The organism is Microbacterium azadirachtae, assembly GCF_000956505.1.
GTDB lineage: Bacteria > Actinomycetota > Actinomycetes > Actinomycetales > Microbacteriaceae > Microbacterium > Microbacterium azadirachtae_A.
In genome coordinates, this window is sequence record NZ_JYIX01000039.1 from 23267 (window position 1) to 47877 (window position 24611).

The window sequence follows — 24611 nt, forward strand, 5'->3', positions numbered from 1 at the left end:
GCCCTGCTAGGCGAGGGCGGCGCGGATCACGCGCTCCACCTCGGCGAGGGCCGGCACCAGCTGGGCGGCCGACTGCTCGTAGACCTCGTCCGATCGCCGGTACGGGTCGATGACGTCCTCGCCCTTCGGCGCGGAGCCTCCCCGGCGTTCCGCGACGGTCTCGACGACCGCCACGAGGCGTCGGCGCGGATCGGATCCGGCGCCGTCGGCGATCACGCGCACCTGTGCGTCGGTGACCCCCTGGACCAGCCGGGCGAACTCCCGGACCGGGAAGATCCGGTGCAGGCGCCGTGGCAGCATCTGCACGGCGTAGTCGCGCTGCTCGGCGGTCATGGTCAGGATCAGGTCGGCATCGTCGAGCAGCGGCTCGGTGAGCAGCCGTGCCCGGTGCGCGGCGGTGACGGCCTCGGCCGCCCCGCGCTGCGCGGCGATCCTCTGGGCGGGCTCGGTCATCCCGTGGCCCACGAGCGCCTGCGTGCCGGCGCTGTGCACGCGCAGGTCGAGTTCCGCGAGCCGGGATCGCAGCAGCGACTCCGCGAGCGGCGACCGGCAGATGTTCCCCGTGCACACGGTCAGCACGGTGGGACGCGGGGAGGTCTCCTCTGCGGGCGCCGCGAACATGCCCGCGAGCGAGCCGAACGAGACGCCGCCGGGCGGTCGCACGGACTCCTCGGAGGCCGGCGCGGCGGGATGCCGCTCCGTGGACGGATCCGGCGTCGGCGTCGTCTCCGATCCCGGATCGATCCGCTCTCCTGACACCTCGGCGATCGCCGCAGCCTCGCGGCGCTGCCTCAGCTCTCGTCGGGTGAGTCCCTTCGGCGCTTCGCCGCGCGGCGTCCCCCGGTCCCTCGCGTCGTTCATGACACCAGGGTAGGGGATCCGGATCCGCTCGCGAGCGGATCCGTCAGGCGTCGTCGTCGCGCGCGCGATCCTCGATGTAGCGCAGCAGCACGCCCTCGCGGAGGGCCCAGGGGGAGACCTCGAGCTCGTCCACCCTCATCGCGGTCATGGCGGTGTGCAGCACGACCGCGGCCGCCACGATCTGGAACGTGCGATCCGGGGTGATGCCGGGCAGCTCCTGCCGAGCGGAGGCGGGCAGGCGCGCGAGACGCGGGATCCAGGATCCGAGCGACGCGCGCGGCAGCAGCATCCGCTCCGATCCCGACCAGCCCGGCGCCTGATAGCCGACGAGCCGGGCGAGCGATCGGATCGCCTTGGACGAGCCGACCACGTGTTCGGCACGGGGGAGCGTCGAGAACCGCGCCGCGACCGGCGCGAACACATCTGCGGCATGCTCCCGGAGGCGCTCCACGGCCTCCTCGCCCGGCGGATCGTCGGGAAGGAACATCAGGGTGGAGCGCCCGGCGCCGAGCGGCACGGAGGCGGCGATGTCCGGGAGCTCCTCGGATCCCGCCGCCATCTCGAAGGATCCGCCGCCGATGTCGAACAGCAGGATCTGCCCCGCGGCCCAGCCGAACCAGCGGCGCACCGCGAGGAAGGTCAGCCGCGCCTCGGTCTCGCCGTCGAGCACCTGCAGCGGCTGTCCGAGCGCGGCCTCGACGCGGGCGATCACTTCGGCGCCGTTCGCCGCCTCGCGCACGGCGCTCGTCGCCGTCGCGAGCAGGGCGTCGACGCGCTGCTGGGCCGCCACCGCGCGCGCCTGCCGCACCGAGGCCTCGAGCGCCTGCACGCCCTCTTCGCTGATCGCGCCGGACGGCGTGAGGAAGCGCATGAGACGCAGCACGGTGCGGTCGCTCGTGGTCGCGAGCGGCCTGCCGCCGGGATGCACGTCGGCGGCGAGCAGATGGACGGTGTTGGATCCGATGTCGAGCACTCCGAGACGCACGGAGGAAGACTACTCGCTGCGCGTGAACCGGCCGCGGAACGATGTCACGGAACCAAGAAGGGGGCCGGGTACGAGACCCGGCCCCCTTCGCCGGCCGAAGCCGACAGCATGGATCCGCTCAGCTGGCGCTGCAGAGGATGAGCGTGGCGCTGACGCCACCGCTCTGCTTGGCGCCGCCACCGGCGACGAAGCCGGTGGGAAGCGTCGTGGAGGCGGTCAGCTGGAACGCGACCGAGATCGACAGCGTGGTGCGGAAGTCCATCGTGGCGCCGGCGGCGAGGGGAGCGGTCAGGGTGATCTGACGCGCGGTGCCGGAGAGGACGTTGACGGTCGCGGTGCCACCGGTGACCGAGAAGACGCCGACGTTCGCGACGCCCGAGCCGGTGATGTTGATGATCGTGCCCGTGGGGAGCGGCGCGGAGCCGGCCGTCAGGGTGAAGCCGGGGCCGAGCACGCCGAGGACGCCACAGGTGCCGTCGATGTGGAAGTCGCCGACGTTGGTGGCGGTCGAGGCCGCGGCGAGCGGGGTCGCGGCGGCGACGGCGATCACGGGTACCGACCAGGCGGCGCCCTTCACGAGTGCGCGGCGGCTGACGCTACGGGCGGGGGACGAGGTGGTGTCTTCCATGCATAACTCCGGTGTCTTGTTGCGGAACTTCTCCGGGGAGAGGGCCCCTCCCCAGGGAGCAGACCGAACGCGCATGGGGATGGCGCGTCAGGTCGGTAGTTGCTAGCGTCAGATTGGCCGCGCGCAGGCGTACGGATGACGCCGGAGTCGCCAAATGATCCACGGCGGTCGTGATCCGATCAGCGGCTCGTCCCGGCCCGGGAATCGCGGCGTCGCCGATTGCCGGGCGGCACGCCGATACGATGGAGCGCGTGAGCTCCGACACTCTCGCGCCGCTGTCGCCGTACCGTCGCATCGACCGTGCGGACTGGGCGCGCCTCGCCGCCGACCTCGACCAGCCGCTCAGCGAGACCGAGGTCGTCGAGATCCGCGGCATCGGCGACCGGCTGGACCCCACAGAGGTCAAGGAGGTCTACCTGCCGCTGAGCCGGCTGCTGAGCCTGTACGCGACCTCGACCAAGCGTCTCGGCGAGGCCACCAACCAGTTCCTCGGCGAAGCCGATGACACCACGCCGTTCGTCGTCGGCGTGGCCGGATCCGTCGCGGTCGGCAAGTCGACCATCGCCCGCCTGCTGCGCGAGCTCATGAGCCGCTGGCCGGGCACGCCGCGCGTCGAGCTGGTCACGACGGACGGTTTCCTGTATCCCAACGCCGAGCTCGAGCGGCGCGGGATCATGGACCGCAAGGGTTTCCCCGAGTCGTACGACCGCCGTGCGCTGATCGAGTTCCTCACGAAGGTGAAGAGCGGCGCCGCCGAGGTGCGCGCCCCGTTCTACTCGCACATCCGCTACGACATCGTGCCCGATGCGCATGTCGTGGTGCGCCGCCCGGACGTCGTGATCGTCGAGGGGCTGAACGTGCTGCAGCCGCCGCCCGCCCCGAACGACGTCGCCGTGAGCGACCTCTTCGACTTCTCGATCTTCGTCGACGCCGAGCTCGACCACATCGCCCAGTGGTACGTGGACCGCTTCCTCGCCCTGAGGCAGGGCGCGTTCACGAACCCGTCGTCCTACTTCAACGTCTTCGCCCATCTCACCGACGAGGAGGCGGTCACGACGGCGATGGGGTACTGGAACGAGATCAACCTGCCGAACCTCATCGAGAACGTGATGCCGACGAAGCACCGCGCGACGCTCGTGCTGAACAAGGGCGCCTCGCACGCCGTGGAGTCCGTGCTGCTGCGCAAGCTCTGACACTCCGACCGCGCCCCGACGTCGCACTCGGCTGGGATACTGACTCCATGGGGACTGCTCCTTTCGCCTTCCTGCTCCCGGCCGCAGCCGGGACGTCGACCCTCATCCTCATCGGGGTGCTCGTCGTCAGCGGCGTGGCAAAACTCCGCACCCCGGATGACGCCGCCGGCTGGGAGGCCATGGGCGTTCCCGCCGGGCTGCGCAGGGAGTGGCTGATCCGGTTCCACCCGATCGGCGAGCTCGTGCTCGCCGTCGCGCTGCTGCTGCTCGGCGGAGCGCTCGGGATCGCCGCGGCCGTCGTGGCGGTGCTCCTGTTCGCGGCCTACCTGGCGATGGTGTGGCGCGCGCGGCGGCAGACGCCCGATGCCTCGTGCGCGTGCTTCGGGGAGCGTCGCCCGATCACCGGACGCACCCTGCTGCGCAACGCCTGGCTCGTGCTGCTGGCCCTCATCTCGGCGGTCACGATCGGCGCGCAGCCGCTGTGGGGCGGCGTCGCCGTGCTCGCCGTCGCGCTGTGGCCGTGGACAGTCGCGCTCGCCGCGGTCGCCGCGACGTTCGTGCTCGTGCAGGAGAAGGGATCCGAGTCCGCCGAAGCGGTGAGCGGTCCCGGCGCCCTGGCGCCGACGGCGATCGGATACGAGGGCGAACCGGAGGACTACCTCCGCAGCCGCACCCCCGCCGTCCCGGTGCAGCTCGGGGACGGCACGACCGTGACGCTCAGGGAGCTCTCCGCGCGCGAGCCCGTCCTGCTCCTTGCGGTCTCGGAGGGATGCGGATCCTGCACGCCCGTGATCGAGAGCGTCGAACGCTACCGGGAGCTGCTGCCGGAGGTCTCCGTGCGGTTCCTGCTGCGCAGCGATCCCGAGGGCAGCACGCTCACCTCGGCGGAGGAGCCGCAGACGCTGCACGACGCGAGCAGATACGTGAGTGCGACCTTCGCCGATGCCTGGATGACGCCGAGCGCGATCCTGCTCGGGGCCGACGGCCTGCTGGCGGGCGGCCCCGTGTCCGGCGCACCGCAGGTCGCCGAGTTCGTGGAGGACATCTACGAGAGCCTGCACGGGGAGCGGCCGCCCGCGCCGTGAGCGGGAGGGCGGGCCGCGCGCAGGGCGTTCGCGAAAATCTCTCCTCCGTTCGGAAAAGCGATCCTCCTGAAGGGCGCCACAGGCGTAGAGTGACGGAAACGCGGGTTCCTGCGGCTGGGGAGCCGCACCCGCGGGACCTTGTGGGGAGGTCTCCGATGGGGATCGTGGTGGACACCCGCGCGACCATGCTGCCGCGGGGGATGCGGCAGGAGCAGCTCGACGTCGCTCGACGCTTCCATGGCGTGCTGGCGACAGGGCACACCCTGCAGGCGGGGGCCGAATGGTGGTGGCCCGCCCGGCCGGCCGACGGCGAGGAGAGCGCCGTGATGCTCATCGCCGAGATCCCGCTCACGATCTCCTGCGATGACGGCGCGCCGCAGCAGGCCCCGCCCGGATCCCTCTGCTTCCTCCGCCCTCACCACGACACGAGGGTGATCGCGATCGGCGCGGGCGCCGTGATGTGCCTGTGGGTGCCGTGGTCCGCGCTCTCCGAGATCGAGCCCGTGCTGCCCGGCACCGGCCTGGTGATCGCGCCGAGTCCGCTGGGCCTCGGCCTGCAGGCGTTCCTGTCCTCGCTGCTCACGCAGCACACCGAGCCGACGGTGATCACGGATCGCCTCGTGGAACGACTGCTCGCCGAGATGGTGTTCGGCGTGCTGGTGGAGGCCGCCCCCCATGTGCTCCACGACGGCGAGGCCGGGCGCATCGATCGGGCGCGCTCGATCATGCGGGCGCGGCGGGCGGAGCGGGACTTCGGCGTCGTGGCGCTCGCGCACGACATGCACATGTCGGTGCGGCAGCTGCAGCGGCTGTTCGCGGCCGAGGACAGCGCGCCCGCGGAGGAGCTGCGCCGGATCCGCGTGGAGCTGGCCCGTGAGCTCATGAGCGACGCCGACTGCGCGCCGCTCGGCATCGCCGAGATCGCGGCGCACTCGGGCTTCCCGGACGCGGCAGGGCTTCGCCGCGCCTTCGCCCGGTCGGGACTGCCGTCTCCGCGCATCGTGCGCCGGGCCGGACGCGCCTGAAGGAGCGCGGACGGCCTCGGGATCCGATCCCGTGATCGAGCGCGACCTAGATTCGTACGGAACCCGCGCAAAATCACGGCCGTACCCTGGAATCCATGTGTGGAATCGTCGGATACGTGGGGCCGCGCCCCAGCCAGGACATCCTGCTCGCGGGCCTCGCCCGCCTCGAGTACCGCGGGTACGACTCGGCCGGCATCGCCGTCATCGATGAGGCCGGATCCCTCAACATGCGCAAGAAGGCCGGCAAGCTGCAGATGCTGCGCGACTCGCTCGCCGACGCCGCGCTCGCCGACGGCAGCACCGGGATCGGGCACACGCGCTGGGCCACGCACGGCGGCCCGACCGATGCGAACGCGCACCCGCACCTCGCCGACGACGACAAGCTCGCGCTCATCCACAACGGCATCATCGAGAACTTCGCCGCTCTCCGCGCCGAACTCGAGGCCGAGGGCGTGACCTTCCGCAGCGAGACCGACACCGAGGTCGCCGCGGCCCTCGTCGGCCGCGAGTACCGCCGCACGGGCGATCTCAAGGAGGCGTTCCGCGCCGTCGTGAACCGCCTCGAAGGCGCTTTCACCCTGCTCGCCGTGCACCAGGACGAGCCGGGTCTCGTCGTCGCCGCACGTCGCAACTCGCCGCTCGTGATCGGCCTCGGCGACGGGGAGAACTTCCTCGGATCGGACGTCGCCGCCTTCGTCGAGCACACCCGCCGTGCGCTCGCGATCGGCCAGGACCAGATCGTGGCCATCACGCCCTCCGAGGTCACCGTCACAGACTTCGCCGGCGCGGCCGTCACGCCGGAGCCGTTCGACGTCTCGTGGGACGCCACGTCCGCCGAGAAGGGCGGCTGGCCGAGCTTCATGGCCAAGGAGGTCGCCGAGGAGCCCGACGCCGTCGCGAACACGATCCGCGGCCGCGTGCGGGACGGCGCCGTCGTCATCCCGGAGCTGGACGGATCCGACGATCTGTTCCGCGGCGTGGATCGCATCATCATCACCGCCTGCGGAACCGCGTCGTACGCGGGCATGGTCGGCAAGTACGCGCTCGAGCAGTGGGCGCGCGTGCCGGTGGACGTCGAGCTCGCGCACGAGTTCCGCTACCGCGACCCGGTGATCGGCGAGAACACCCTCGTCGTGTCGATCAGCCAGTCCGGCGAGACGATGGACACGCTCATGGCGGTCAAGTACGCCCGCGAGCGCGGCGCGCGCACCCTGTCCATCTGCAACACCCAGGGCGCCACGATCCCGCGCGAGTCCGACGCGGTGGTCTACACGCACGCCGGCCCCGAGGTCGCGGTCGCGTCGACCAAGGCGTTCGTCGCGCAGATCACGGCGCTGCTGCTGCTCGGCCTGCACGCGGGCCGGGTGCGCGGGACGCTCTCCGCCGCCGACGGCGCGGCCGCCGTGGCCGAGCTCGACGCGCTGCCCGCGAAGATCGCCGAGGTGCTCGCGGAGGAGCAGGCGCACGTCACGCAGCTCGCGGGCTGGATGGCGGACACCCGCTCCGTGCTGTTCCTCGGACGCCACGTGGGCTACCCGATCGCGCTCGAGGGCGCGCTCAAGCTCAAGGAGATCTCCTACATCCACGCCGAGGGCTTCGCCGCCGGCGAGCTCAAGCACGGCCCGATCGCCCTGATCGAGCCCGGCCAGCCGGTGTTCGTGCTCGTTCCGTCGCCGCGGCACTCCGCACTGCTGCACGCGAAGGTCGTCTCCAACATCCAGGAGATCCGCGCGCGCGGCGCCCGTGTGATCGTGATCGCCGAGGAGGGCGACGCGGCCGTGCTGCCGTTCGCCGACGAGGTCATCCGCATCCCGCTCGCCGGTGCCCTGTTCGAGCCGCTCCTCGCGGTCGTCCCGCTGCAGATCTTCGCCATGGCGCTCGCCACCGCGAAGGGCCTCGACGTGGACCAGCCCCGCAACCTGGCCAAGTCCGTCACGGTGGAGTGACGCCGGGGCTTCTGTGGTTCCCGGGTTTCCGGTTCCCGGGTTTCGCTTCGGCTCGGTCCATCCGCGCCGAGTGCACGGGTACTTGTCGAGTGCACGGGTTGTTGACGTGAAGAGGCGGTGCACTCGGCAGGATCCGGTGAGTTCGCGGATCCTGCCGGTGGGTCCAGGTGGCGCGGATCCTGCCCGGTAGGCTGAATCGGTGATCATCGGCACCGGCATCGACCTCGTGGACATCCCGCGATTCGAGCGGACCGTCGCCCGTACGCCGCGGCTCATGCAGCGGCTGTTCGCGCCGTCGGAGCAGGGGCTGAGGCTCCCGTCGCTCGCCGCGCGCTACGCGGCGAAGGAGGCGCTGATCAAGGCGCTGGGCGGATCCGACGGGGTGCACTGGACCGAGATCGAGATCGCGTCCGAGCCTTCGGGCCGGCCGTACTTCGTGCTGAGCGGCAGCACCGCGGCCGCCGTCGCCGAGCGCGGCATCACCACGCTGCACCTCTCCCTCACCCACGACGCGGGGCTCGCCTCCGCGTACGTGGTGGCGGAGTCCCGCGAGTCCGAGGCCGCGCCCGGCGGGGCCGGATCCGTCCGGGCCGGATCCGTCGACGCCCCCTCTGAGCACCGGGACCCCCTCGCAGGTGCGCACCTCAGCGGGGGCGCGGATGCTGCAGGGGGGCCTCGACAGGATCCGGCGGGCCGGGACCGCGTCGCGGGGGAGGGGCAGGCATGACCGCGCCCTTCCGCGAGGCGACGATCGACCTCGATGCGATCAGCGACAACACCCGGCATCTGCGCCGACTCACCGGCGTCGACGTGATCGGTGTCGTGAAGGCGAACGCGTACGGGCACGGCGCCGCCGCGGCGGCCGTCGCCGCGCTCGCGGGCGGGGCGACCAGCCTCGGCGTCGCCACGGTCGAGGAGGGTCTCGACCTGCGCCGCGCGGGCGTCAACGCGCGGATCCTGGCCTGGCTGCACGCCCCCGGCCGCCGTTTCGACGACGCGGCCGAGGCCGGCATCGATCTCGGGATCTCGAGTTTCGAGCAGCTTCTCGCCGCGTCCGAGGCGAGCCACGGGTCGGATCCGGTCCGGGTGCACCTCAAGTTCGAGACGGGACTGAGCCGCAACGGCATCGCCCCGGACGACCGCTCCCGGTTGCTGGCGGAGGCGGCGCGCCTCGAACGGATCGGGCGCCTGCGCATCGTGGGCCTGTTCAGCCATGTGTCCAACACGTCGCCCGAGGACGATCTGGCCGCGCTCGCCGCCTTCGAGACGGCGTGCGCCGAGGCGGCGTCGCTCGGCATCGCCCCGGAGGTGCGCCACATCGCCGCGACCGCCGCGGCCATCGACGTGCCGCAGACCCGGCTCGATGCGGTGCGGATCGGGATCGGGCTGTACGGGCTCAGCCCGTTCGAGGACCGCAGCTCGGCCGATCTCGGCCTGCGCCCCGCGATGACCCTGCGCGGCGCCGTCGCCGCGGTGCGCCGGGTGCCCGCCGGCACCGGCGTGTCCTACGGCTACACGCACCGCACGGAGGCCGAGACCACGCTCGCGCTCATCCCGCTCGGCTACGCCGACGGCGTGCCTCGCGGCGCCTCGGGCCGCGGTCCGGTGCAGATCGGCGGGCGCCGCTACACGGTCGCCGGGCGCATCGCGATGGACCAGTTCCTCGTCGACGTCGGCGACGCCCCCGTCGCCGTGGGCGATGAGGCCGTGCTGTTCGGCGATCCGACGCTCGGGCTGCCCTCCGCGGCGGACTGGGGCGAAGCCGCCGGCACCATCAACTACGAGATCGTGACGAGGATCGGGCAGCGCGTGCCGCGCCGGAGCGTGTCGTGACCGCGCTCGACGACCTGGCAGGGCGGCACGAGATCCGCACCTCCGAAGCCATGGAGGAGATCGGCCGCAGGATCGGATCCGACCTGGTCGCCGGTGACGTCCTGATCCTCACCGGCCCGCTCGGCGCGGGGAAGACGACGTTCACGCGCGGACTCGCCGAAGGCCTCGGCGTGCGCGGACCCGTGCAGAGCCCGACGTTCGTGATCGCCCGCACGCACCCTTCGCTGGTCGGGGGAGCCCCCCTCGTGCACATGGACGCGTACCGGCTCGGATCCGCCGCGGAGCTGGACGACCTCGACGTCGACGCGCCGGGATCCGTCGTCGTGATCGAGTGGGGGCGAGGTATGGCCGAGGAGCTCGCCGACGCCTGGTGGGACATCGAGCTCGAGCGCCCGGTCGGCGCGGGCGCCGACGACCTCTCACCCGAGGAGCTCGACGCCGACGCCCCGCGCATGGTCACGATCACGCGCGCGACCGCCCGCTGAAGCGACTGCCGCGGAGACGCCCGCGCCGCCGGGGCGACGCCACGGCCGAGGGATCCGCGTGGCATCGCCTCACGGGCATATCGGTATGATGCAGACGACCGAAGCGCAGGGAAGAGTATGAGCGAAGACGACACGAAGACCGCGGTCATCATCGAGGACGATCCGGATGTCCGCTCACTGCTCGACGAGGTGTTCCGTGCCGCCGGCTTCCGCACCGTGCTCGCCGGAACGGGCCTCGAGGGCGTGGCGGCGGTCGCGGCGCACGCGCCGATCATCACGACCCTCGACATCAACCTGCCCGGGATCGACGGCTTCGAGGCCGCCCGGCGGATCCGCGCCGTGAGCGCGACCTTCATCATCATGCTGTCCGCCCTGGGCGAGGAGTCCGACGTCGTGCTGGGCCTCACCTCCGGCGCCGACGAGTATCTGGTCAAGCCGTTCCGTCCCCGCGAGCTCCGCGCCCGCATCGAGGCGCTGCTGCGCCGTCCGCGCAACGCCGATCCGGTCGGCGCGGGGCCAGTCGGCAAGGGGCCGGCGGCCACAAGCGCGGCCACAGGCACAGCCGAGCCGCCGCGCGCCGCGAGTACCGCCCCGGAGCCCGGCGCCCCTATCGACGGACAGCCGGCGCCCGCCCGCAACCCCTCCGCCACGGCCGCGGTCTCTGCGACCGGCGGCGCGGGGCACTGGCATGCGCACCGCGACATCAGCCTGGATCCGGTCACGCACACCGTGCTCGTGGCACAGCGGGAGGTCGAGCTGACCCCGACCGAGTTCGACCTGCTCGCGACCCTGCTCGAATCCAAGCGCCGCGTGCGCAGCAAGGCGGATCTGGCGCTCGTGCTGCGCGGAGAGGCGTTCGGATCCGCGTCGTACGTGGGCGAGCCCGACAAGCGCGCGATCGAGGCGCACATGGCGAACCTCCGCCGCAAGATCGGCGACAGCACCGCCGAGCCGCGGTACATCGAGACCGTGCGCGGCGTGGGCTACCGCCTCACCGCGCATTCGGACGGCGCGCCGGTCCGGAGCTGATCGGCCTTTCGCCGCGGCGCACGGGCAGGGCGCCGAACCCCCGCTCGGCGCCCCGTCGGCGATCCGTTTCATCGCCCCGTGTGCGCGGGCCGGTCCCGTGCGGCCCGCGGGAGTTCCGGGCGCCGATCCCGATCGGCACCCGGCCTCCGCATACCGGCATCGACTCCCCAATCGGTGTCCGGTCCCGCTCCCGGGCAGGGTCCCGGGAGCGGGGTGGCGCCTTGTCCCGAGGCGCCACCCGCTCCGTCCCGGTTACGGGTCCCTGGTCGGAGCGGGGGTCGATGCCGGCGGCGGTGCCGGCGAGCCTGTGAACGGCGCCGTCGCCTCGCCCGCCGCGGACGCGGTCGGTGCGGGGTTCGGGGCGAGCGTCGGGTCGATCGCGAACCCGCGGCCCAGCACGGCGGCGAAGTCCGCCTCGCCCTGCGCGATGCCGCTGCAGGAATCGGAGGCGGTGCGCGCATCGGGGTGGTCGGCGCCGCAGGCGCGGTCGCGGTTGAGCGACCACATCGAGACGCGGGCGAGGCGCTGCTTCTGAGCGAAGGCGTTCAGCGTCGCCGCATCGTCGAGGGCGAACACCTCGTCGTGCACGTCGTTCTGCCCGATCATCGGCGTCGCGCCCATGATCGCCCACGCGCCGCCCGCGGGCAGGGCGAGGTGCAGATCCTCGTAGAGGCGGCCGAGCTGATCGTGCACCGCCGTGAGTGCCGTGATCGCGGCCCCTGCCATCGATCGGTCTGCGAGCGGTGCGCCGTAGTCCATCGTCATCGTGTTGACACCGGCGAGACGCACGCCCGCCTGCAGCAGCTGGCGGATCGCCCGCAGCCCGTCGGTGCCGAGCCCCTCCTGGTCCGAGGGGAGCGTGAGCCAGACGGAGAGATCCGAGCCTTTCGCCCGCGCTCGCCCCTGCAACCCCGCGATCGCCGCCGCGCGGCGGTCCCCGGCGACGACATCGCCGAGCGCCGCGTTCTCCAGGTCGAGGTCGACCGTCGTGATCGTGTAGCGCTCGAGCACGTTCGCGTAGGCGCCGATCAGATCGCCGACCGTTCCGCAGGCGCTGGCGAGCTCGGTACCCCTGGCGCCGCCGAACGACACCGTGACGGCGGCGCCCGCCTCGCGCTTCTGGGCGATCCGGCGGTCCATGTCGAGTGCCCGGCTCGCCTCGGCGAGCGAGTAGACGCCGCCCCAGGTCGGGGTGCACGCACCGCCGGGCCCGGCGGTGACGAACGCGAGCACCACCGCATCGGAGCCGGCGCCGGGCAGGGCGGCCGTGTCCGGGTGCGCCGCCGTGACGTCGTAGTAGCCGCCGAACCAGCGGGGGCCCGCGGAGGCGCCGGGAGCCGCCTCGTCGCGGAGGAGGAACCACGGGACCACGATGATGCCGGTCGCGACGGTGAGGGCGACGAGCAGGCCCACCAGCACACGCCAGACGGACGAGCGCCCGCCGGACGGGGTTGCAGAGGGGCTGGTCATCGCAGCACGCTCGCTTTCTGCCCGTCGTGGCGTCGAGGGATCCGCCATGGAAAGTGGGGATCCGGTCTGGTGGGGGACCTTCGTTGCTGCGATGCTAGGCGGCGCGATATATCCGTTGAAGGGCCTTCGGCGCTTCTTTGGATAACCTTGCGGAAGCGTTGAGCGACCCGGCCGGGCCGGGCCCCGCCGATGCATCCCGCATCAGGTTCCGCGCCGCGCAGGAGAGAGGATCGGCATGTCCCGCAGGGCGTCGATCTGGCGTTGGCAGCTCATCTTCGTCAGCACCACGGTCGCGATCGCTGTGCTCGTGGCAGCCCTCAAGCCGACCATCTTCGCCACGCCGCTCTTCACCGCCGGGCTCGCGCTGTCGGTGCTGACCACGGCCGTGGTGCTGGTGCTGCCGTGGGACCGCATTCCGCCCGCGGGAATCCTCGCGGTCCCGATGATCGACATCTGCGCGATCGGCCTCACGACGCAGGCGCCCGACATCCGGCTCGGGTTCCTCTGGGTGATTCCCATCACGTGGATCGCCACCTACTACTCGATGATCGCGGTGTTCGGCGGCATCGCCCTCATCACGGCGTTCCTGTTCACCGTCGCGAACCAGACCGGACTGATCTCGGATGTCGTGCTGCGCGTGCTCATCACGGCGTTCGGACTCGGGTTCCTCGGCACCACCATCCGGATCGGCGTGCGCCGCTCGCGTGCGTCCCGCCGTCTGCTGCGGCGCCGATCCGAGCAGATCGACCGCGTGGCGCGGCGGGCCGAGACGCACGAGCGCAGGGTCACCCAGATCATCGACGCGCTGGACACGGCGCTCGCCGCGGTCGGCGAGGACGGCGCGATCCTGAAGGCGAACGACGCGTACCGGCGGCTGTACGGCCTGGACGCCGACGGGCTCGCGCTGCCCGCGCTCGCGGTGGAGTACGACGACCGGGAGGGAGAGTCGATCCCGGTCGAGGGAACCGTGCTGGCCAGGGCCGCGCGCGGCGAGCACCTCGCGGGCGAGCGGGTGTGGCTCTACGGCGCCGACGGCGAGTGGCGGGCGCTCGAGGTCGACGCGCAGCCGATCGCGAGCGACGCCGATCAGGGCGCGGTCATGCTGGTCAAGATCGACGACGTCACGGCCCGGCTCGCCGCGGCCGAGGAGCGCCGGCTGATGTCGGCGATCCTCACGCACGAGCTGCGCAACCCGCTCACCGCGATCGTCGGGCACGTCGACCTGCTGCTCGAGCGCGACGATCTGCCGGCCCGCGCCGCCGACCAGCTGGGCGTCGTCGCGGGCGCCGCCGAACGCATGCAGGATCTGGTCACGACGGCCCTGGACGTGTCCCGGCCCCGCCCGCGCGTGCTGTCGGAGCCTGTCGACCTGCACGCCCTGGTGCAGGCGTCGGTGTCCTCGTTCCTGCCCACGGCGACGGCGAACCGGCTGCGGGTCGACCTGGCGGGGGAGACGACGCTGCTCATCTACGGGGACGCGTTCCGCCTGCGGCAGGTGATCGACAACCTGCTCAGCAACGCCGTCAAGTACACCGCCGCCGGCGGATCCATCCTCATCTCGCTCGGCGTCGCCGACGACGCCAGGGCGGAGGTCGTCGTGGAGGACACCGGAACCGGCATGGCGCCCGCCGACGTGGAGCAGCTCTTCCAGCCGTACTTCCGCGGCGAGCGGGCCGAGCGCAGCGGCGTGCCGGGGACCGGCCTCGGCCTCGTGGCGGTGCGGGACATCGTGACCGCCCATCACGGCGACATCGACGTCAGCAGCAGGCTCGGCGAAGGCACGCGCATGCGCGTCCTCCTGCCGCGGCGCCCGGAGAGGAACGACGCATGACCCCGCTCACCGCCCCCGTGGGCATCACCGTGAACACGTCCGTGACGCTCGTCGCGCTGGTGACCCTGTCCGCCGCGCTGGTGTTCGGTCTGGCGCTCATGCCGCGCCCCAGCAGGGCGACCATCACGTGGTCGGTCGGGTTCGGCGTCGCGATGCTCGCGACCTACGTGTGGGTGGCCGCGAACCAGTTCGACAGCGCCCCGCTGCGTGCGCTGTCGTCGGGCCTGATCGTGAGCTTCGAACCGCTACTGTGGCTCGGCATCCGCTACTACGCCGGGAAGCGCCCGCTCTGGCCCGCCGCGGTGGCGTTCGTCGTGATCGGTCCTGCGCTGCTCACGGCGTCCAGCACCTCCGACGCATATCCGACCGTGTTCCGCATCGTGTTCTCCGCTGCCGCCGTGTTCGCAGGGCTCTCCGCGTGGGAGCTGTTCCGGCTGCGGATCAGCGCGCGGGACGTCGTGCTGCCGCTGGCGCTGATCTCGTCCGCGTTCGTCGTGGTCGCCGCGTTCGGCATCGTCGCCGGCCTCACGGGCGTCGGATCCGCTCCCGGCGATGAGCTGCGCATGCTCCGCGACATCAACGGCGTCGGCATCCTGCTGACCAGTCAGTGCGCCGCCATCACGATCGTGCTGCTCGCCCGCGGCGAGGTGCTGCTGCGCGGCGGAGGCAGGGGAGGCCGGCCCGAGGGCGACGGCACGGCGCTGCGGGCGCGTCTCGCCCGCGCACAGCGCGCGCAGGATCCGTCCTGGTCGCTGCTGGACATCCGGCTGGACGACCCCACCGACCTGCAGGAGGCCTCCGGCACCGCTGCATTCGCCAGCATCGTTGACGCGTTCCACGCACACGTGCTCGACGCGCTGCCCGTGACGGCCGACGTCGAGCGGGTCTCCGACGTGCAGGCGCTGGCCCTTCTGCCCGGTTCAGAGGAGGCCGTGCGCCGCGAGCTGCGCGTCCTGCTGCAGCAGGTCTCGACGATCGAGGACTCCGGCCCCCGCGCCTCTGTGCGCGTGTCGGCGAGCGTCGGCTGGGCGGGAGCTGCGGCCGCGGACTACGACCTCGACGGGCTGTCGGCCGCCGCCGCCGACGCCGCGACCCTCGCCCAGGACCGCGGCGGCGATCGCTGGGAGCGGGCAGGGGCGTTGGCCCGCTGACCCGCGGGATCCGCGGCGGGCCGCGCGCAGGGACCGGTCGAGGACGGCGGCGGCTAACCTGGAGGGGTGATTCTCGGCGTGGACACCTCACTCGGCTCGGCCGTCGGCTTGATCGGCCGGGACGGACGCACCCTCGCCGACGTGTCGCAGACGGGTCGCCTCGGACACGCGGAGGCGATCGGCTCCCTGCTGGAGCAGGTCCTGGCCGCTGCGCCGTCCCCCGAGTCCGATGACGAGCCGGATCCGGATCCGCTCACGCATGTCGCGGCCGGCATGGGGCCAGGCCCGTTCACGGGACTGCGGATCGGCATCGCCGCCGCGCGCGCGTTCGCCCTCGGCCGCGGGGTCCCCGTCATCGCCGTGCCGAGCCACCATGCCGCGGCACTCGAGGTCATCGAGACCGACGCCCCCGCCGAGCCGTTCGCGATCCTCACCGACGCCCGCCGCCGCGAGACCGCGGTGACCGTGTACGAGGGCATCGACGTCGACGGCATCCCGCACGCGGTGGTCGACACGGTGCTCGTGCCGCAGGCCGACGTCGACCGCAAGCTCGGCGCGCTGCGCCGCATCGAGGTCACCGCGATCTCGGGCGCCGCCGTCGCGCGCATCGCCCGCCGCGCCGTCGCAGCCGGTCGCACCCTCACCGGATCCGAGCCGCTCTACCTGCGCCCTCCGGACGCGCGCGTCCCGTCGGCGCCCAAGAAGGTCGGGCCGTGATCCGCGCGGCGACCGCCGCCGACCTCGACGCGATCATGCTCATCGAACGGCGCTCGTTCCCGACCGACGCGTGGAGCGCGGAGCTGATGGCGGCCGAGCTCTCGAGCCCGCACGGCCGCTACCTCGTCGACGTGGAGCCGGCGACAGGTTCCTCGGCGCAGGGTGCGGGCGAGGTCGTCGTCGGCTACGGAGGCGTGCGCGCGCTGCGCGGATCCGCCGACAGCGACATCCAGACCATCGCGCTCGATGCCGCGCATCGCGGATCCGGCCGCGGCAGGGCGCTGCTGCGCGCGTTGCTCGCCGAGGCCGCAGCGCGCGGCGCCCACGAGGTGTTCCTCGAGGTGCGCGCGGACAACCCGGTGGCCCAGAGGCTGTACCTCTCGGAGGGGTTCGCCGAGATCGGACGCCGCGCCGGCTACTACCAGCCCGATGACGTGGACGCCGTGATCATGAGGCTCGACCTCCGCGCGTGGACGTCCCAGGGCCCTGCGTCGGCGGACGCGAACGTGCAAGACGGCAGGACGAATGCCGGTTCTGAGGGCGATCCGGCCGGATCCGTCCTGCAGAATGACAGGAATCCTGCAGACGTGAAGGGATCCGATGACTGACCAGCCTCTCGTGCTCGGGATCGAGACGAGCTGCGACGAGACCGGGATCGGGATCGTCCGCGGGCGCACCCTGCTGTCCAACACGATCGCGTCGAGCATGGACGAGCACGCGCGCTACGGCGGCGTGGTGCCGGAGGTCGCCGCCCGTGCGCACCTGGAGGAGATGCAGCCGGCCATCGAGCGGGCGCTCGCCGAGGCGCAGGTGCGGCTCGAGGATCTCGACGCCGTCGCCGTGACGAGCGGGCCGGGCCTCGCGGGGGCGCTCATGGTCGGCATCGGCGCCGCGAAGGGGCTGGCGGTGTCGCTCGGCAAGCCCCTGTACGCCGTGAACCACCTCGTCGGGCATATCGCGGCCGACATCCTCACGCCCGATTCCGTGCCTCTGGAGTACCCCACGATCGCGCTGCTCGTCTCCGGCGGGCACACCTCGCTGCTGCACGTGCGCGACCTCACGACCGACGTCGAGCTGCTCGGCGAGACGGTCGACGACGCCGCCGGAGAAGCCTTCGACAAGGTCGCCCGGATTCTGGGTCTGCCCTATCCCGGCGGACCGGAGATCGACAGGGCCGCCGTGGGCGGCGATCCGGCGGCGATCCGCTTCCCGCGCGGGTTGTCCCGTGCATCTGATCTGGAGAAGCACCGCTACGATTTCTCCTTCTCCGGGCTGAAGACCGCCGTCGCCCGCTGGATCGAGCGCGAGCAGGCCGCGGGCTCCGAGATCCCCGTGGCGGACGTCGCGGCGAGCTTCCGCGAGGCCGTGGTCGACGTGCTCGTGACCAAGGCGCTCGCCGCCTGCGCCGACCGGGGCGTTCCCCGGCTGCTGCTCGGCGGTGGCGTGATCGCGAACCGCCGACTGCGCGAGGTCGCGCTCGCCCGCGCCGCCGAGGTCGGGGCCACGGTGCGGATCCCGCCGCTGTCGCTGTGCACCGACAACGGCGCGATGATCGCGGGGCTCGCGGCCGAGCTCATCGCTTCCGGTCGGCAGCCCTCCACACTCGCGTTCGGCGCCGACTCGACGCTGCCGGTGACCGAGATCCAGGTCGCCGAGGACCGGGCCTCCGCGGAGGACGCCCCCGTCCGCGCCGGCCTCGAGGTCGGATGATGTCGACCGAGGACGGGAAGGACCCGAAGCGCTACACGCGGCTGCCGACGGCGCCCGTGCCCGTGGGCATGGAGAGCGGCCCGCAGTTGGACGGCGGGCTGGAGCCCGAGGATCTGGAACTCGACCGCGATGGCGCGGCGGTGGCCCATGAGGAGTGGCACCCCACGGACGGCACCGAGGCCCCGGTGCGTGCCTCCGCCGAACCCCGGCTCGCGCCGTGGGCGCTGCTGTCGGCGATCGTCGCCCTGTTCGCCTCGTTGTTCGTCGGCTGGGGGATCCCGGTCGCGATCGTCTCCGTGATCGCCGCGATCATGTCGCTGCGGCGGTCGGGGGAGAGTCGCGCGGTCGCCGTCTGGGCGCTCGCGCTCGGGATCGTGGCGACGCTCTACAGTGCAGGGTGGCTCGTCTGGGCGGGATACCGGTTCGGCTGGTTCGGGTAGCGGCATGACGGATCCGGGGCACGGTGAAGAGCGGCGCGAACTGGAGCGCCGTGCCTTCGGGAAGGACGGATCCGGACTGAGCGAGGCCGAGGCCGCGCGCCTGTCGGAGCTGCGCCACGAGGACGCCGCCCGACGCGATCCGATCCCTGAGCCAGGCGCGAGCCTCGAAGCGGCGACCCCGTTGCCCGGGTCGCTCGCCCCGATCCCCGGGCCCGCCCTGATCCCCGGGGCTCTCGACGGGACCCGGCCCATGACGCCCGCCGTCGCCGTCGCAGCCTCGACGCCCGGACTCGCCCCGTCCGCCGTCGCCGACTCGGCCTCCGAGGGGCCGGCGATTCCCGCGAAGACACCGCGCCCGCCGATCGGCCGCCTCCGTGCCGAGGTCTCGGCCTGGCTCGCGACCGGTCGCTGGAAGCGCCCGCGCTACCTCATCGGCGGCCTGATCGCTCTGCTCCTGGTCGGAGTCCTGATCGGCGTCGCGATCCCGCGACCTCCGGATGTCGGACTCGCGCTGCGGGCGGGCGAAGGCGAACGACGGGACAAGGTCGCGGAGCGCGCCGACTTCGACCCCGGATCCCTCGCCCTGCTGGCCCGCTCCGACCACGCGCTGCTCTGGTACGCGACGCAGTCCCGCGGTGACCTCCTCTGCGCGATCATCGACGTCAAGGGGTCCCCGCCGCAGCACAACTGCCTGCCGCGACGAGCGATTCGCGAGCAACCGCTCGATGTGGTGAGCCAGAGCAAGCCCGGTGCGGACGGCAACGTGGCCGGCGATCAGGGCGCCGTCACGCTGAGCGGGACGGGGGCGCCCATGGGGTCTCTCCAGCACTGGTCCTTCGCGGCGAATCCCGACCCGGGGCTGAGCCCCGAGGAGACCGCGATCTGGAAGCGCGTCACGTCCGAGAACGGATTCAAGGCGACGATGATCGCCGGGCGCATGAGCGGGATCCCGATCTGGGTCGGCTATCGGGACCAGGGCGATCTCTGTCTCATCGTCGAGGACGGGCAGACCTACAAGGACTGCGGACAGCAGTCCGGAGTCGCTTCACCGTCCCGCTTCGGGACGGATGAGCTTCCGCCCACCCTCGTCCTGGATCTGCCGGCGACCGACCAGCACGTCGCCTACCGGCTCGAGTACTGGACCGGATTCTCGTCGTACCTGGTGGTCACCGCGAACCCGGATCCGCAGCCGACGCCGCCGTTCGGCCTCAAGCCCGCGGCCTGAACGCTCTCAGAGCCGGTCCGCCAGGATCGCGTGCCGCTTGTCGCCCGCGCGCACGAGGATCAGGGTCGCCTCGGCCGATCCGCGCAGGGTCAGCTTCTTGCGGAACGCGGCCGGATCCACGTCCACGCCGCGCTTCTTGATCTCCAGGCGGCCGATCCCGGCCTTCTTCAGCGCCGCCGAGATCGCCTTCTGGTTCATCGGCAGCACCTCGCGTACGCGGAAAGAGACGGCGAACGGGCTGTCGGCGGGGGAGTCTGACGTCAGGTAGGCGATGTGCGGATCCAGCATGCCGGCGTCCAGCCGGCGGGCGAGGTCGCCGATCAGCCGGGCGCGGATCACGGCGCCGTCGGGCTCGTGCACGTAGGCGCCGAGCTCGCGCACCTCGGCATCGTCGGTGTCGGCGGGCGCGGTCAGCTCGTGCGCCCTGTCGCCGCGGATCACGAGCGCCGCACGCCGCACGCCCTCGCGCGCGAGGACGCCCGACCACAGCACGAGCTCGACCACGTCGCCGTCGGCGCTCACCCACTGCGCCTCGACGTCGGCGGGGATCGCGTCGCGGTCGTGCGCGGGGCCGAGCTTGATGCCGGTGGGGATCCGCTCCGCATGCGCGAACGCCCAGTCCAGCGAGGGGGAGTAGTCGTCGGCGGCGACGCGGCGGGTCTCGGAATGCCCCGCCGTGCGCCGGGCCGGATCCAGCCACACAGCCGCCGTCTCGGAATCCGAGGCCGTCGAAGGGGCGGGCGCGTGGTCCTCCGCGAACCCGTGCCGCACCTCGGCATCGGATCCGAACGGGGCGAGGTTGTAGGCCGCCAGTGCCGCTGTCACTTCGTCGGCGTCGACCGCCGTCACCCCGAGGCCTGCGCCGGCGAAGGCGAGCGCGTCGCCGCCGATCCCGCAGCCGAGGTCCGACACGTGCGCGATCCCTGCCGCGCGCATCCGGCCGGCATGCCTTGCGGCGACACCGAGCCGCGTGGCCTGCTCGAGGCCGGCACGGGTGAAGAGCATCCGGTCCGCGAACTCCCCGAACTTCGCGGTCGCCCTGGTGCGCAGCCGTGCCTGGCCGACCACGGCCGAGACGAACTCGGGGGAGTGCCCCTCGGCGCGCAGCCGCATGACCGCGCGGGCGGCGGCATCCGTGGACGCGATGGGCCCGAGGGCGTCGAGCATCCGCAGCGCCTCGGGCGTCAGCAGCGTTCGCAGTTCGCTCATATCCACGCGGTCCAGGCTATCGACGTCGTGGCTCGGCCCGGCACCTGCCGCGAGTGCGTGGGCTCTCGAATGCACGGGATCCTGCCGAGCGCACCGGATCTTCGCGTCAACAACCCGTGCCCTCGGCAGCACTCCGTGCACTCGGGGGGTCAGAACGGGAACCTGCCGCGAGTGCACGGGATCCTGCCGAGCGCATCGGATCCCCGCGCGAACAACCCGTGCGCTCGGTGACAACCCGTGCGCTCGCAGGGCGGGTCGGCGACAACCCGGGCGATCGGTGGCGCACGGGCTGGCACTCTGATTGCGGGAGTGCCAGCGATGTGCCTAGACTGTGGTTAGCACTCTCAGGCTGAGGGTGCTAATCAGTCTTGAACCGTCAGAAAGAGGTAGACCGTGTCGGTTTCCATCAAGCCGCTCGAGGACCGCATCGTCATCAAGCAGGTCGAGGCCGAGCAGACCACCGCGAGTGGCCTGGTCATCCCCGACACCGCCAAGGAGAAGCCCCAGGAGGGCGAGGTCGTGGCCGTGGGCCCCGGCCGCATCGATGACAACGGCAACCGCGTTCCGCTCGACGTCACCGTCGGCGACCGCGTGCTCTACAGCAAGTACGGCGGCACCGAGGTGAAGTTCGGCGCCGAGGAGTTCCTCGTGCTGTCGGCGCGCGACGTGCTCGCCGTCGTGGTGCGCTGAGCACCCTTCGAGTTCTCCAGGGAGTGCCCCGCCGCGTGCGGGCCGGTTCCTGACGAAGGCCCGGATGCCTCGCATCCGGGCCTTCGTCGTCCCCCCACCTCCGAGTCGTCCCCATGAGCGGACGCCGGGGGCTCCGCTCACGGGGACGACTCGGAGATAGCCGGCGGCAGGCCGTCATGGCCTTGCGCGGCAATAGGGTTGACCGGTGACCACCACCCCGCGCAGCGCCCAGACCGTGGGCGTCGCCTCCGCGATCGGCGCGTACCTGCTGTGGGGCGTGCTGCCGCTGTACTTCCTGCTGCTCCGGCCCACCGAGGGGTGGGAGCTGGTCGCCTGGCGGGTCGGGCTCTCGTTCGTGTTCTGCCTCGTCCTGCTGGCGATCACCCGCGGGTGGAAGCCGCTGATGGCGATCGTGCGGCAGCCTCGGCTGCTCGCCCTCACCGCGCTCGCCGGAGTGCTGATCTACATCAACTGGCAGGTGTTCGTCCTCGCGACCCTGAACGGCGAGATCGTCGAGACCAGCCTCGGCTACTTCATCAACCCGATCGGCACGATGCTGCTCGGTGTGTTCGTGCTGAAGGAGAAGCTGCGCCGGCTGCAGTGGGTCGCGATCGGGATCGCGACGATCGCGGTGCTGGTGATCGTCTTCGCCCACGGCACCTTCCCGTGGATCGCGCTGTCGTTGACCGCATCCTTCGGCATCTACGGACTGGTGAAGAAGAAGATCGGCCCCTCGGTCGACGCCCTGAGCGGCCTCACCCTCGAGTCGTTCTGGCTGCTGCCGGTCGCCGTCGTGCAGCTGATCGCCGTCGGGCTCACCACCGGCATCACGATGGGAGCCAACGGTCCGCTGCACGCGGGTCTGCTCGCCTTCGCCGGCGTGGCCACGGCCGTGCCGCTGCTGCTGTTCGCCGCGGGCACCCGCCGGATCGGACTGACCGTGATCGGCATGATCCAGTTCATCACCCCGATCATGCAGTTCCTCGTGGGCGTGCTCGTGATGCACGAGCCGATGCCGGTCGAGCGCTGGATCGGGTTCGGGATCGTCTGGGTCGCGATCGCCGTGTTCCTGATCGACCTCGCGCTCGCCACCCGCCGGATGCGCGCGAACCGCGGTGCGATCGCGGAGCCGAACCCCGGCACCGACACGATCCCCGTACCCTGATCCCCGACCCGCGCTGCGTCCGCCGACGGCCCCCGTCCGAGACGCACGTCACTTCTCCGTGATCGGCTGCTCCTTCTAAACGGGAGTGCGTCGACCTGCCTTCAGCAGTCGTCCACGGAAGAGAGCCTGTCCGCGTCGCCGTGCGTGATGCGACGGGGAACGGCTCTGATCCCGAACCGGAGGGGCGCGGACGCGAAGTCCGCACCGGTTCGGGCTGGATGCGGGGGAAGCCATGGGGACGCGCGGAGAGCTGGCTCAGCGACTGCCGCTCGCCGACGAGACCCGTCGGCGCCGGGACGCCGGCGAGGGCGGGGAACGCCCGGGTCCCGCCGCCCCCTCGACGCGCATGATCCTCGGCGCCAACACGATCGCGGTGCACGGCCTCCGCGCCGGCGCCGATCGCACGTCGGGGGTCGCCTCCGGCCGGATCAAGCTGCTCATGGTGCGCGGAGGATCCGTGCGGATCCCGTCCGGGGGAGGATTCGTCGACCTCCATGACGGTCAGGGCCTCCTGGTGATCGGCACCGCTTCGGTCAGGATGATGCCGTCGAGCGATGGTGAGATCATCGCGGTCGGCATGCCCGTCGATGCGCTTCCCGGGCTGTCGCTGACGAGGAACTCAGCGATCGCCATCGAGGATGCGGCGCTGATGCGCCCGATCGGTGCGTTCGCGCATACCGTCCACGGGGGAGATCCGCTCGATGCGCTCTCGCGCGAGCGCTTCGCAGGGATCCTCCGCGACCTGGTCCTGGTCGCCGTCCGGCGAGCGATCGCCGGCATCGCATCCCCTGCGCCCTCGCTCCATCACCGCGCCACCGCGATCCTGCAGCGGCGATTCGCGGAAGCGGGTCTCACTCCTGCGCGCGTGGCCTCGGAGCTGCATGTGTCGCTGCGCCAGCTCGAGCGCGAGTTCCAGCCTTCGGGCAGGACCATCCGCCAGGAGATCCGCAGGGTCCGGGTCCTGGCCGCGGTCGCCCTGCTGCAAGGGGACCGGAGCGCGGAGCTCACGATCGATGCGATCGCGGTGCGGGTCGGTCTCAGCAACGGTTCGAGCCTCGCCAGGGCGACCGCGGCCGAGGGCCTGCCCTCACCGTCGCGCGTACGCGCCCGCGGCTCGGGCAGCGGTGTTCCGAGCCGCGCTCACACCTGACACGACCGGCTCGGCACACGGGGCGACCAGGTCCGAAGACCCAGGACGAGACGGGCGGATCGCCGGATTGGATACCGGAGGGCCACCGCTCCAGCACCCGAGGGGGCGGTAACAGCGCCGCCGTACGCGGACGCCGACAGAACTGGAGCAGAAACATGACCGAGAACCTTCCTGCACGCGACGTCTCGCGCCGTGCGATCGTCAAGGGCGCCGCCTGGTCGGTGCCCTTGATCGCCGTCGCGGCGGCGACGCCGCTCGCGGCCGCCAGCGAGACGGCGCCGGAGGCGAACTACGCGGAGGTGACCGCCACCGCGAACCCGAAGGTCGGCACCAACCCGAACTTCAAGATCCAGGGGCAGTACACCGATGGCGCGAACTACGTGGACGGCGCCCTCAAGGCGGGCACTCTCGTCACCTTCACGTTCGCGAACGGTGCGACAGCGGCCTCCTACTCGGGGCTGTCCGGGCTGTCGTTCGTGAGCGGCGATCCTGCGACCGGCGGTCCGGTGATCTTCCAGGTCACGTCCACCACGACCAGCCAGGTCAAGGTCACGTTCAACAATGTGGCGCCCGTGGGCGGCGCGATCATCGCCGAGGTGCTCGGCGGCACGGGCACGGCGACCATCACCGCGTGAGTTCGCCGAGGGCTGCGGTCCTCCCACCCGGCCGCCGTTCTCAGGAACGGCGGCCGCACCGGTTTCCCGGGGGTCCGCTCCACGAGCTCCGTTCCTGGGAATACCGCACCTCCGGCGGCGCTTAGAATCGATACACGCGCGCGAGAAG

At 72.2% G+C, this 24611-nt stretch carries 23 protein-coding genes and 1 pseudogene; 19 read left to right on the plus strand and 5 right to left on the minus strand.

All coding sequences use genetic code 11. The annotated features are described in order from the left end of the window. Nucleotides 1–6 precede the first annotated feature (6 nt). From RS86_RS16365 to RS86_RS20845, 3 genes are all read right to left on the minus strand, one after another. Nucleotides 7–861 (minus strand): hypothetical protein, encoded by an 855-nt coding sequence (locus RS86_RS16365; RefSeq protein WP_052680336.1) that lies wholly within the window; start codon nucleotides 859–861, stop codon nucleotides 7–9. Nucleotides 862–904: 43 nt separating this feature from the next. Beyond that, nucleotides 905–1846, minus strand: a complete 942-nt coding sequence (locus RS86_RS16370) for a Ppx/GppA phosphatase family protein (protein ID WP_045273350.1) — start codon at nucleotides 1844–1846, stop codon at nucleotides 905–907. A gap of 118 nt (nucleotides 1847–1964) precedes the next feature. After that, nucleotides 1965–2474 carry a hypothetical protein gene (locus RS86_RS20845; protein ID WP_045273351.1) on the minus strand — a complete coding sequence of 170 codons (510 nt, stop codon included), beginning with the start codon at nucleotides 2472–2474 and terminating at the stop codon, nucleotides 1965–1967. A 242-nt stretch (nucleotides 2475–2716) separates the two neighbouring features. Between RS86_RS20845 and coaA the strand changes: the two genes are divergently transcribed. The 8 genes and pseudogenes from coaA (at nucleotide 2717) to RS86_RS16415 (ending at nucleotide 11070) form a co-directional block, all read left to right on the plus strand. Further along, nucleotides 2717–3667: a type I pantothenate kinase gene (gene coaA, locus RS86_RS16380; protein WP_045273352.1), complete on the plus strand. Its 951-nt coding sequence runs from the start codon at nucleotides 2717–2719 to the stop codon at nucleotides 3665–3667. 47 nt (nucleotides 3668–3714) lie between these two features. Beyond that, a complete protein-coding gene (locus tag RS86_RS20680) occupies nucleotides 3715–4752 on the plus strand; it encodes a MauE/DoxX family redox-associated membrane protein (RefSeq protein ID WP_045273353.1) in 1038 nt (345 codons plus the stop codon). A gap of 155 nt (nucleotides 4753–4907) precedes the next feature. Continuing rightward, on the plus strand, nucleotides 4908–5777 hold the full coding sequence (locus tag RS86_RS20485) for a helix-turn-helix domain-containing protein (RefSeq protein WP_045273354.1): 870 nt from the start codon (nucleotides 4908–4910) through the stop codon (nucleotides 5775–5777). Between the two features lie 95 nt (nucleotides 5778–5872). Next, nucleotides 5873–7723, plus strand: coding sequence for a glutamine--fructose-6-phosphate transaminase (isomerizing) (gene glmS / locus RS86_RS16395; RefSeq protein ID WP_045273355.1), 1851 nt, complete (start codon nucleotides 5873–5875; stop codon nucleotides 7721–7723). Nucleotides 7724–7922: 199 nt separating this feature from the next. Beyond that, nucleotides 7923–8270 (plus strand): annotated as a pseudogene (locus RS86_RS16400) (holo-ACP synthase); the annotation flags it as partial. Between the two features lie 176 nt (nucleotides 8271–8446). After that, nucleotides 8447–9556 (plus strand): alanine racemase, encoded by a 1110-nt coding sequence (gene alr / locus RS86_RS16405; protein ID WP_045273356.1) that lies wholly within the window; start codon nucleotides 8447–8449, stop codon nucleotides 9554–9556. Next, entirely contained in the window at nucleotides 9553–10041 is a 489-nt protein-coding gene (gene tsaE / locus RS86_RS16410; protein WP_045273357.1) for a tRNA (adenosine(37)-N6)-threonylcarbamoyltransferase complex ATPase subunit type 1 TsaE, read from the plus strand. Before alr ends, tsaE begins: the two co-directional genes overlap by 4 nt. Nucleotides 10042–10158: 117 nt before the next feature. After that, nucleotides 10159–11070 (plus strand): response regulator transcription factor, encoded by a 912-nt coding sequence (locus RS86_RS16415; protein WP_045273358.1) that lies wholly within the window; start codon nucleotides 10159–10161, stop codon nucleotides 11068–11070. A gap of 252 nt (nucleotides 11071–11322) precedes the next feature. Here the strand turns inward: RS86_RS16415 and RS86_RS16420 are convergent, their stop codons facing one another. Then, on the minus strand, nucleotides 11323–12540 hold the full coding sequence (locus tag RS86_RS16420; RefSeq protein ID WP_052680337.1) for a chitinase: 1218 nt from the start codon (nucleotides 12538–12540) through the stop codon (nucleotides 11323–11325). A 235-nt stretch (nucleotides 12541–12775) separates the two neighbouring features. Between RS86_RS16420 and RS86_RS16425 the strand changes: the two genes are divergently transcribed. From RS86_RS16425 to RS86_RS16455, 7 genes are all read left to right on the plus strand, one after another. Continuing rightward, complete coding sequence (locus tag RS86_RS16425) at nucleotides 12776–14371, plus strand: sensor histidine kinase (RefSeq protein WP_045273359.1); 1596 nt, start codon at nucleotides 12776–12778, stop codon at nucleotides 14369–14371. Then, nucleotides 14368–15522 carry a hypothetical protein gene (locus tag RS86_RS16430; RefSeq protein ID WP_052680338.1) on the plus strand — a complete coding sequence of 385 codons (1155 nt, stop codon included), beginning with the start codon at nucleotides 14368–14370 and terminating at the stop codon, nucleotides 15520–15522. The genes RS86_RS16425 and RS86_RS16430 overlap by 4 nt, the downstream gene beginning before the upstream one ends. A 66-nt stretch (nucleotides 15523–15588) precedes the next feature. Continuing rightward, complete coding sequence (gene tsaB / locus RS86_RS16435; RefSeq protein ID WP_045273360.1) at nucleotides 15589–16239, plus strand: tRNA (adenosine(37)-N6)-threonylcarbamoyltransferase complex dimerization subunit type 1 TsaB; 651 nt, start codon at nucleotides 15589–15591, stop codon at nucleotides 16237–16239. Next, entirely contained in the window at nucleotides 16236–16847 is a 612-nt protein-coding gene (gene rimI, locus RS86_RS16440) for a ribosomal protein S18-alanine N-acetyltransferase (protein ID WP_235281805.1), read from the plus strand. Before tsaB ends, rimI begins: the two co-directional genes overlap by 4 nt. Continuing rightward, on the plus strand, nucleotides 16840–17949 hold the full coding sequence (tsaD, locus tag RS86_RS16445) for a tRNA (adenosine(37)-N6)-threonylcarbamoyltransferase complex transferase subunit TsaD (protein WP_045273361.1): 1110 nt from the start codon (nucleotides 16840–16842) through the stop codon (nucleotides 17947–17949). The genes rimI and tsaD overlap by 8 nt, the downstream gene beginning before the upstream one ends. Then, nucleotides 17949–18389 carry a hypothetical protein gene (locus tag RS86_RS20000; protein ID WP_052680339.1) on the plus strand — a complete coding sequence of 147 codons (441 nt, stop codon included), beginning with the start codon at nucleotides 17949–17951 and terminating at the stop codon, nucleotides 18387–18389. The genes tsaD and RS86_RS20000 overlap by 1 nt, the downstream gene beginning before the upstream one ends. A 4-nt stretch (nucleotides 18390–18393) precedes the next feature. Next, the gene (locus tag RS86_RS16455; protein ID WP_045273362.1) at nucleotides 18394–19614 is read left to right on the plus strand and encodes a hypothetical protein; all 1221 of its coding nucleotides are present in this window, start codon (nucleotides 18394–18396) and stop codon (nucleotides 19612–19614) included. Nucleotides 19615–19620: 6 nt separating this feature from the next. Here the strand turns inward: RS86_RS16455 and RS86_RS16460 are convergent, their stop codons facing one another. Beyond that, on the minus strand, nucleotides 19621–20829 hold the full coding sequence (locus tag RS86_RS16460; protein WP_045273363.1) for a THUMP-like domain-containing protein: 1209 nt from the start codon (nucleotides 20827–20829) through the stop codon (nucleotides 19621–19623). Between the two features lie 387 nt (nucleotides 20830–21216). Here RS86_RS16460 and groES point away from each other — a divergent pair, with 387 nt between their 5' ends. From groES to RS86_RS16480, 4 genes are all read left to right on the plus strand, one after another. After that, nucleotides 21217–21513 (plus strand): co-chaperone GroES, encoded by a 297-nt coding sequence (groES, locus tag RS86_RS16465; protein ID WP_045273364.1) that lies wholly within the window; start codon nucleotides 21217–21219, stop codon nucleotides 21511–21513. 205 nt (nucleotides 21514–21718) lie between these two features. Further along, on the plus strand, nucleotides 21719–22678 hold the full coding sequence (gene rarD / locus RS86_RS16470) for an EamA family transporter RarD (RefSeq protein ID WP_045273365.1): 960 nt from the start codon (nucleotides 21719–21721) through the stop codon (nucleotides 22676–22678). Between the two features lie 232 nt (nucleotides 22679–22910). Continuing rightward, nucleotides 22911–23828 carry a helix-turn-helix domain-containing protein gene (locus RS86_RS16475; RefSeq protein ID WP_045273366.1) on the plus strand — a complete coding sequence of 306 codons (918 nt, stop codon included), beginning with the start codon at nucleotides 22911–22913 and terminating at the stop codon, nucleotides 23826–23828. Nucleotides 23829–23983: 155 nt separating this feature from the next. Further along, on the plus strand, nucleotides 23984–24463 hold the full coding sequence (locus tag RS86_RS16480; RefSeq protein ID WP_045273367.1) for a hypothetical protein: 480 nt from the start codon (nucleotides 23984–23986) through the stop codon (nucleotides 24461–24463). Nucleotides 24464–24611 lie beyond the last annotated feature (148 nt).

Bases quoted from the DNA above. Each gene is read 5' to 3' on its own strand.
- RS86_RS16425 (WP_045273359.1), top strand. From the start codon at position 12,776: ATGTCCCGCAGGGCGTCGATCTGGCGTTGGCAGCTCATCTTCGTCAGC.
- RS86_RS16430 (WP_052680338.1), top strand. From the start codon at position 14,368: ATGACCCCGCTCACCGCCCCCGTGGGCATCACCGTGAACACGTCCGTG.
- RS86_RS16455 (WP_045273362.1), top strand. From the start codon at position 18,394: ATGACGGATCCGGGGCACGGTGAAGAGCGGCGCGAACTGGAGCGCCGT.
- RS86_RS16480 (WP_045273367.1), top strand. From the start codon at position 23,984: ATGACCGAGAACCTTCCTGCACGCGACGTCTCGCGCCGTGCGATCGTC.
- RS86_RS16475 (WP_045273366.1), top strand. From the start codon at position 22,911: ATGGGGACGCGCGGAGAGCTGGCTCAGCGACTGCCGCTCGCCGACGAG.
- alr (WP_045273356.1), top strand. From the start codon at position 8,447: ATGACCGCGCCCTTCCGCGAGGCGACGATCGACCTCGATGCGATCAGC.
- RS86_RS20680 (WP_045273353.1), top strand. From the start codon at position 3,715: ATGGGGACTGCTCCTTTCGCCTTCCTGCTCCCGGCCGCAGCCGGGACG.
- RS86_RS16365 (WP_052680336.1), bottom strand. From the start codon at position 861: ATGAACGACGCGAGGGACCGGGGGACGCCGCGCGGCGAAGCGCCGAAG.
- RS86_RS20845 (WP_045273351.1), bottom strand. From the start codon at position 2,474: ATGGAAGACACCACCTCGTCCCCCGCCCGTAGCGTCAGCCGCCGCGCA.
- glmS (WP_045273355.1), top strand. From the start codon at position 5,873: ATGTGTGGAATCGTCGGATACGTGGGGCCGCGCCCCAGCCAGGACATC.
- RS86_RS20000 (WP_052680339.1), top strand. From the start codon at position 17,949: ATGTCGACCGAGGACGGGAAGGACCCGAAGCGCTACACGCGGCTGCCG.
- RS86_RS16415 (WP_045273358.1), top strand. From the start codon at position 10,159: ATGAGCGAAGACGACACGAAGACCGCGGTCATCATCGAGGACGATCCG.
- coaA (WP_045273352.1), top strand. From the start codon at position 2,717: ATGGAGCGCGTGAGCTCCGACACTCTCGCGCCGCTGTCGCCGTACCGT.
- tsaD (WP_045273361.1), top strand. From the start codon at position 16,840: ATGACTGACCAGCCTCTCGTGCTCGGGATCGAGACGAGCTGCGACGAG.
- RS86_RS16420 (WP_052680337.1), bottom strand. From the start codon at position 12,540: ATGACCAGCCCCTCTGCAACCCCGTCCGGCGGGCGCTCGTCCGTCTGG.
- RS86_RS20485 (WP_045273354.1), top strand. From the start codon at position 4,908: ATGGGGATCGTGGTGGACACCCGCGCGACCATGCTGCCGCGGGGGATG.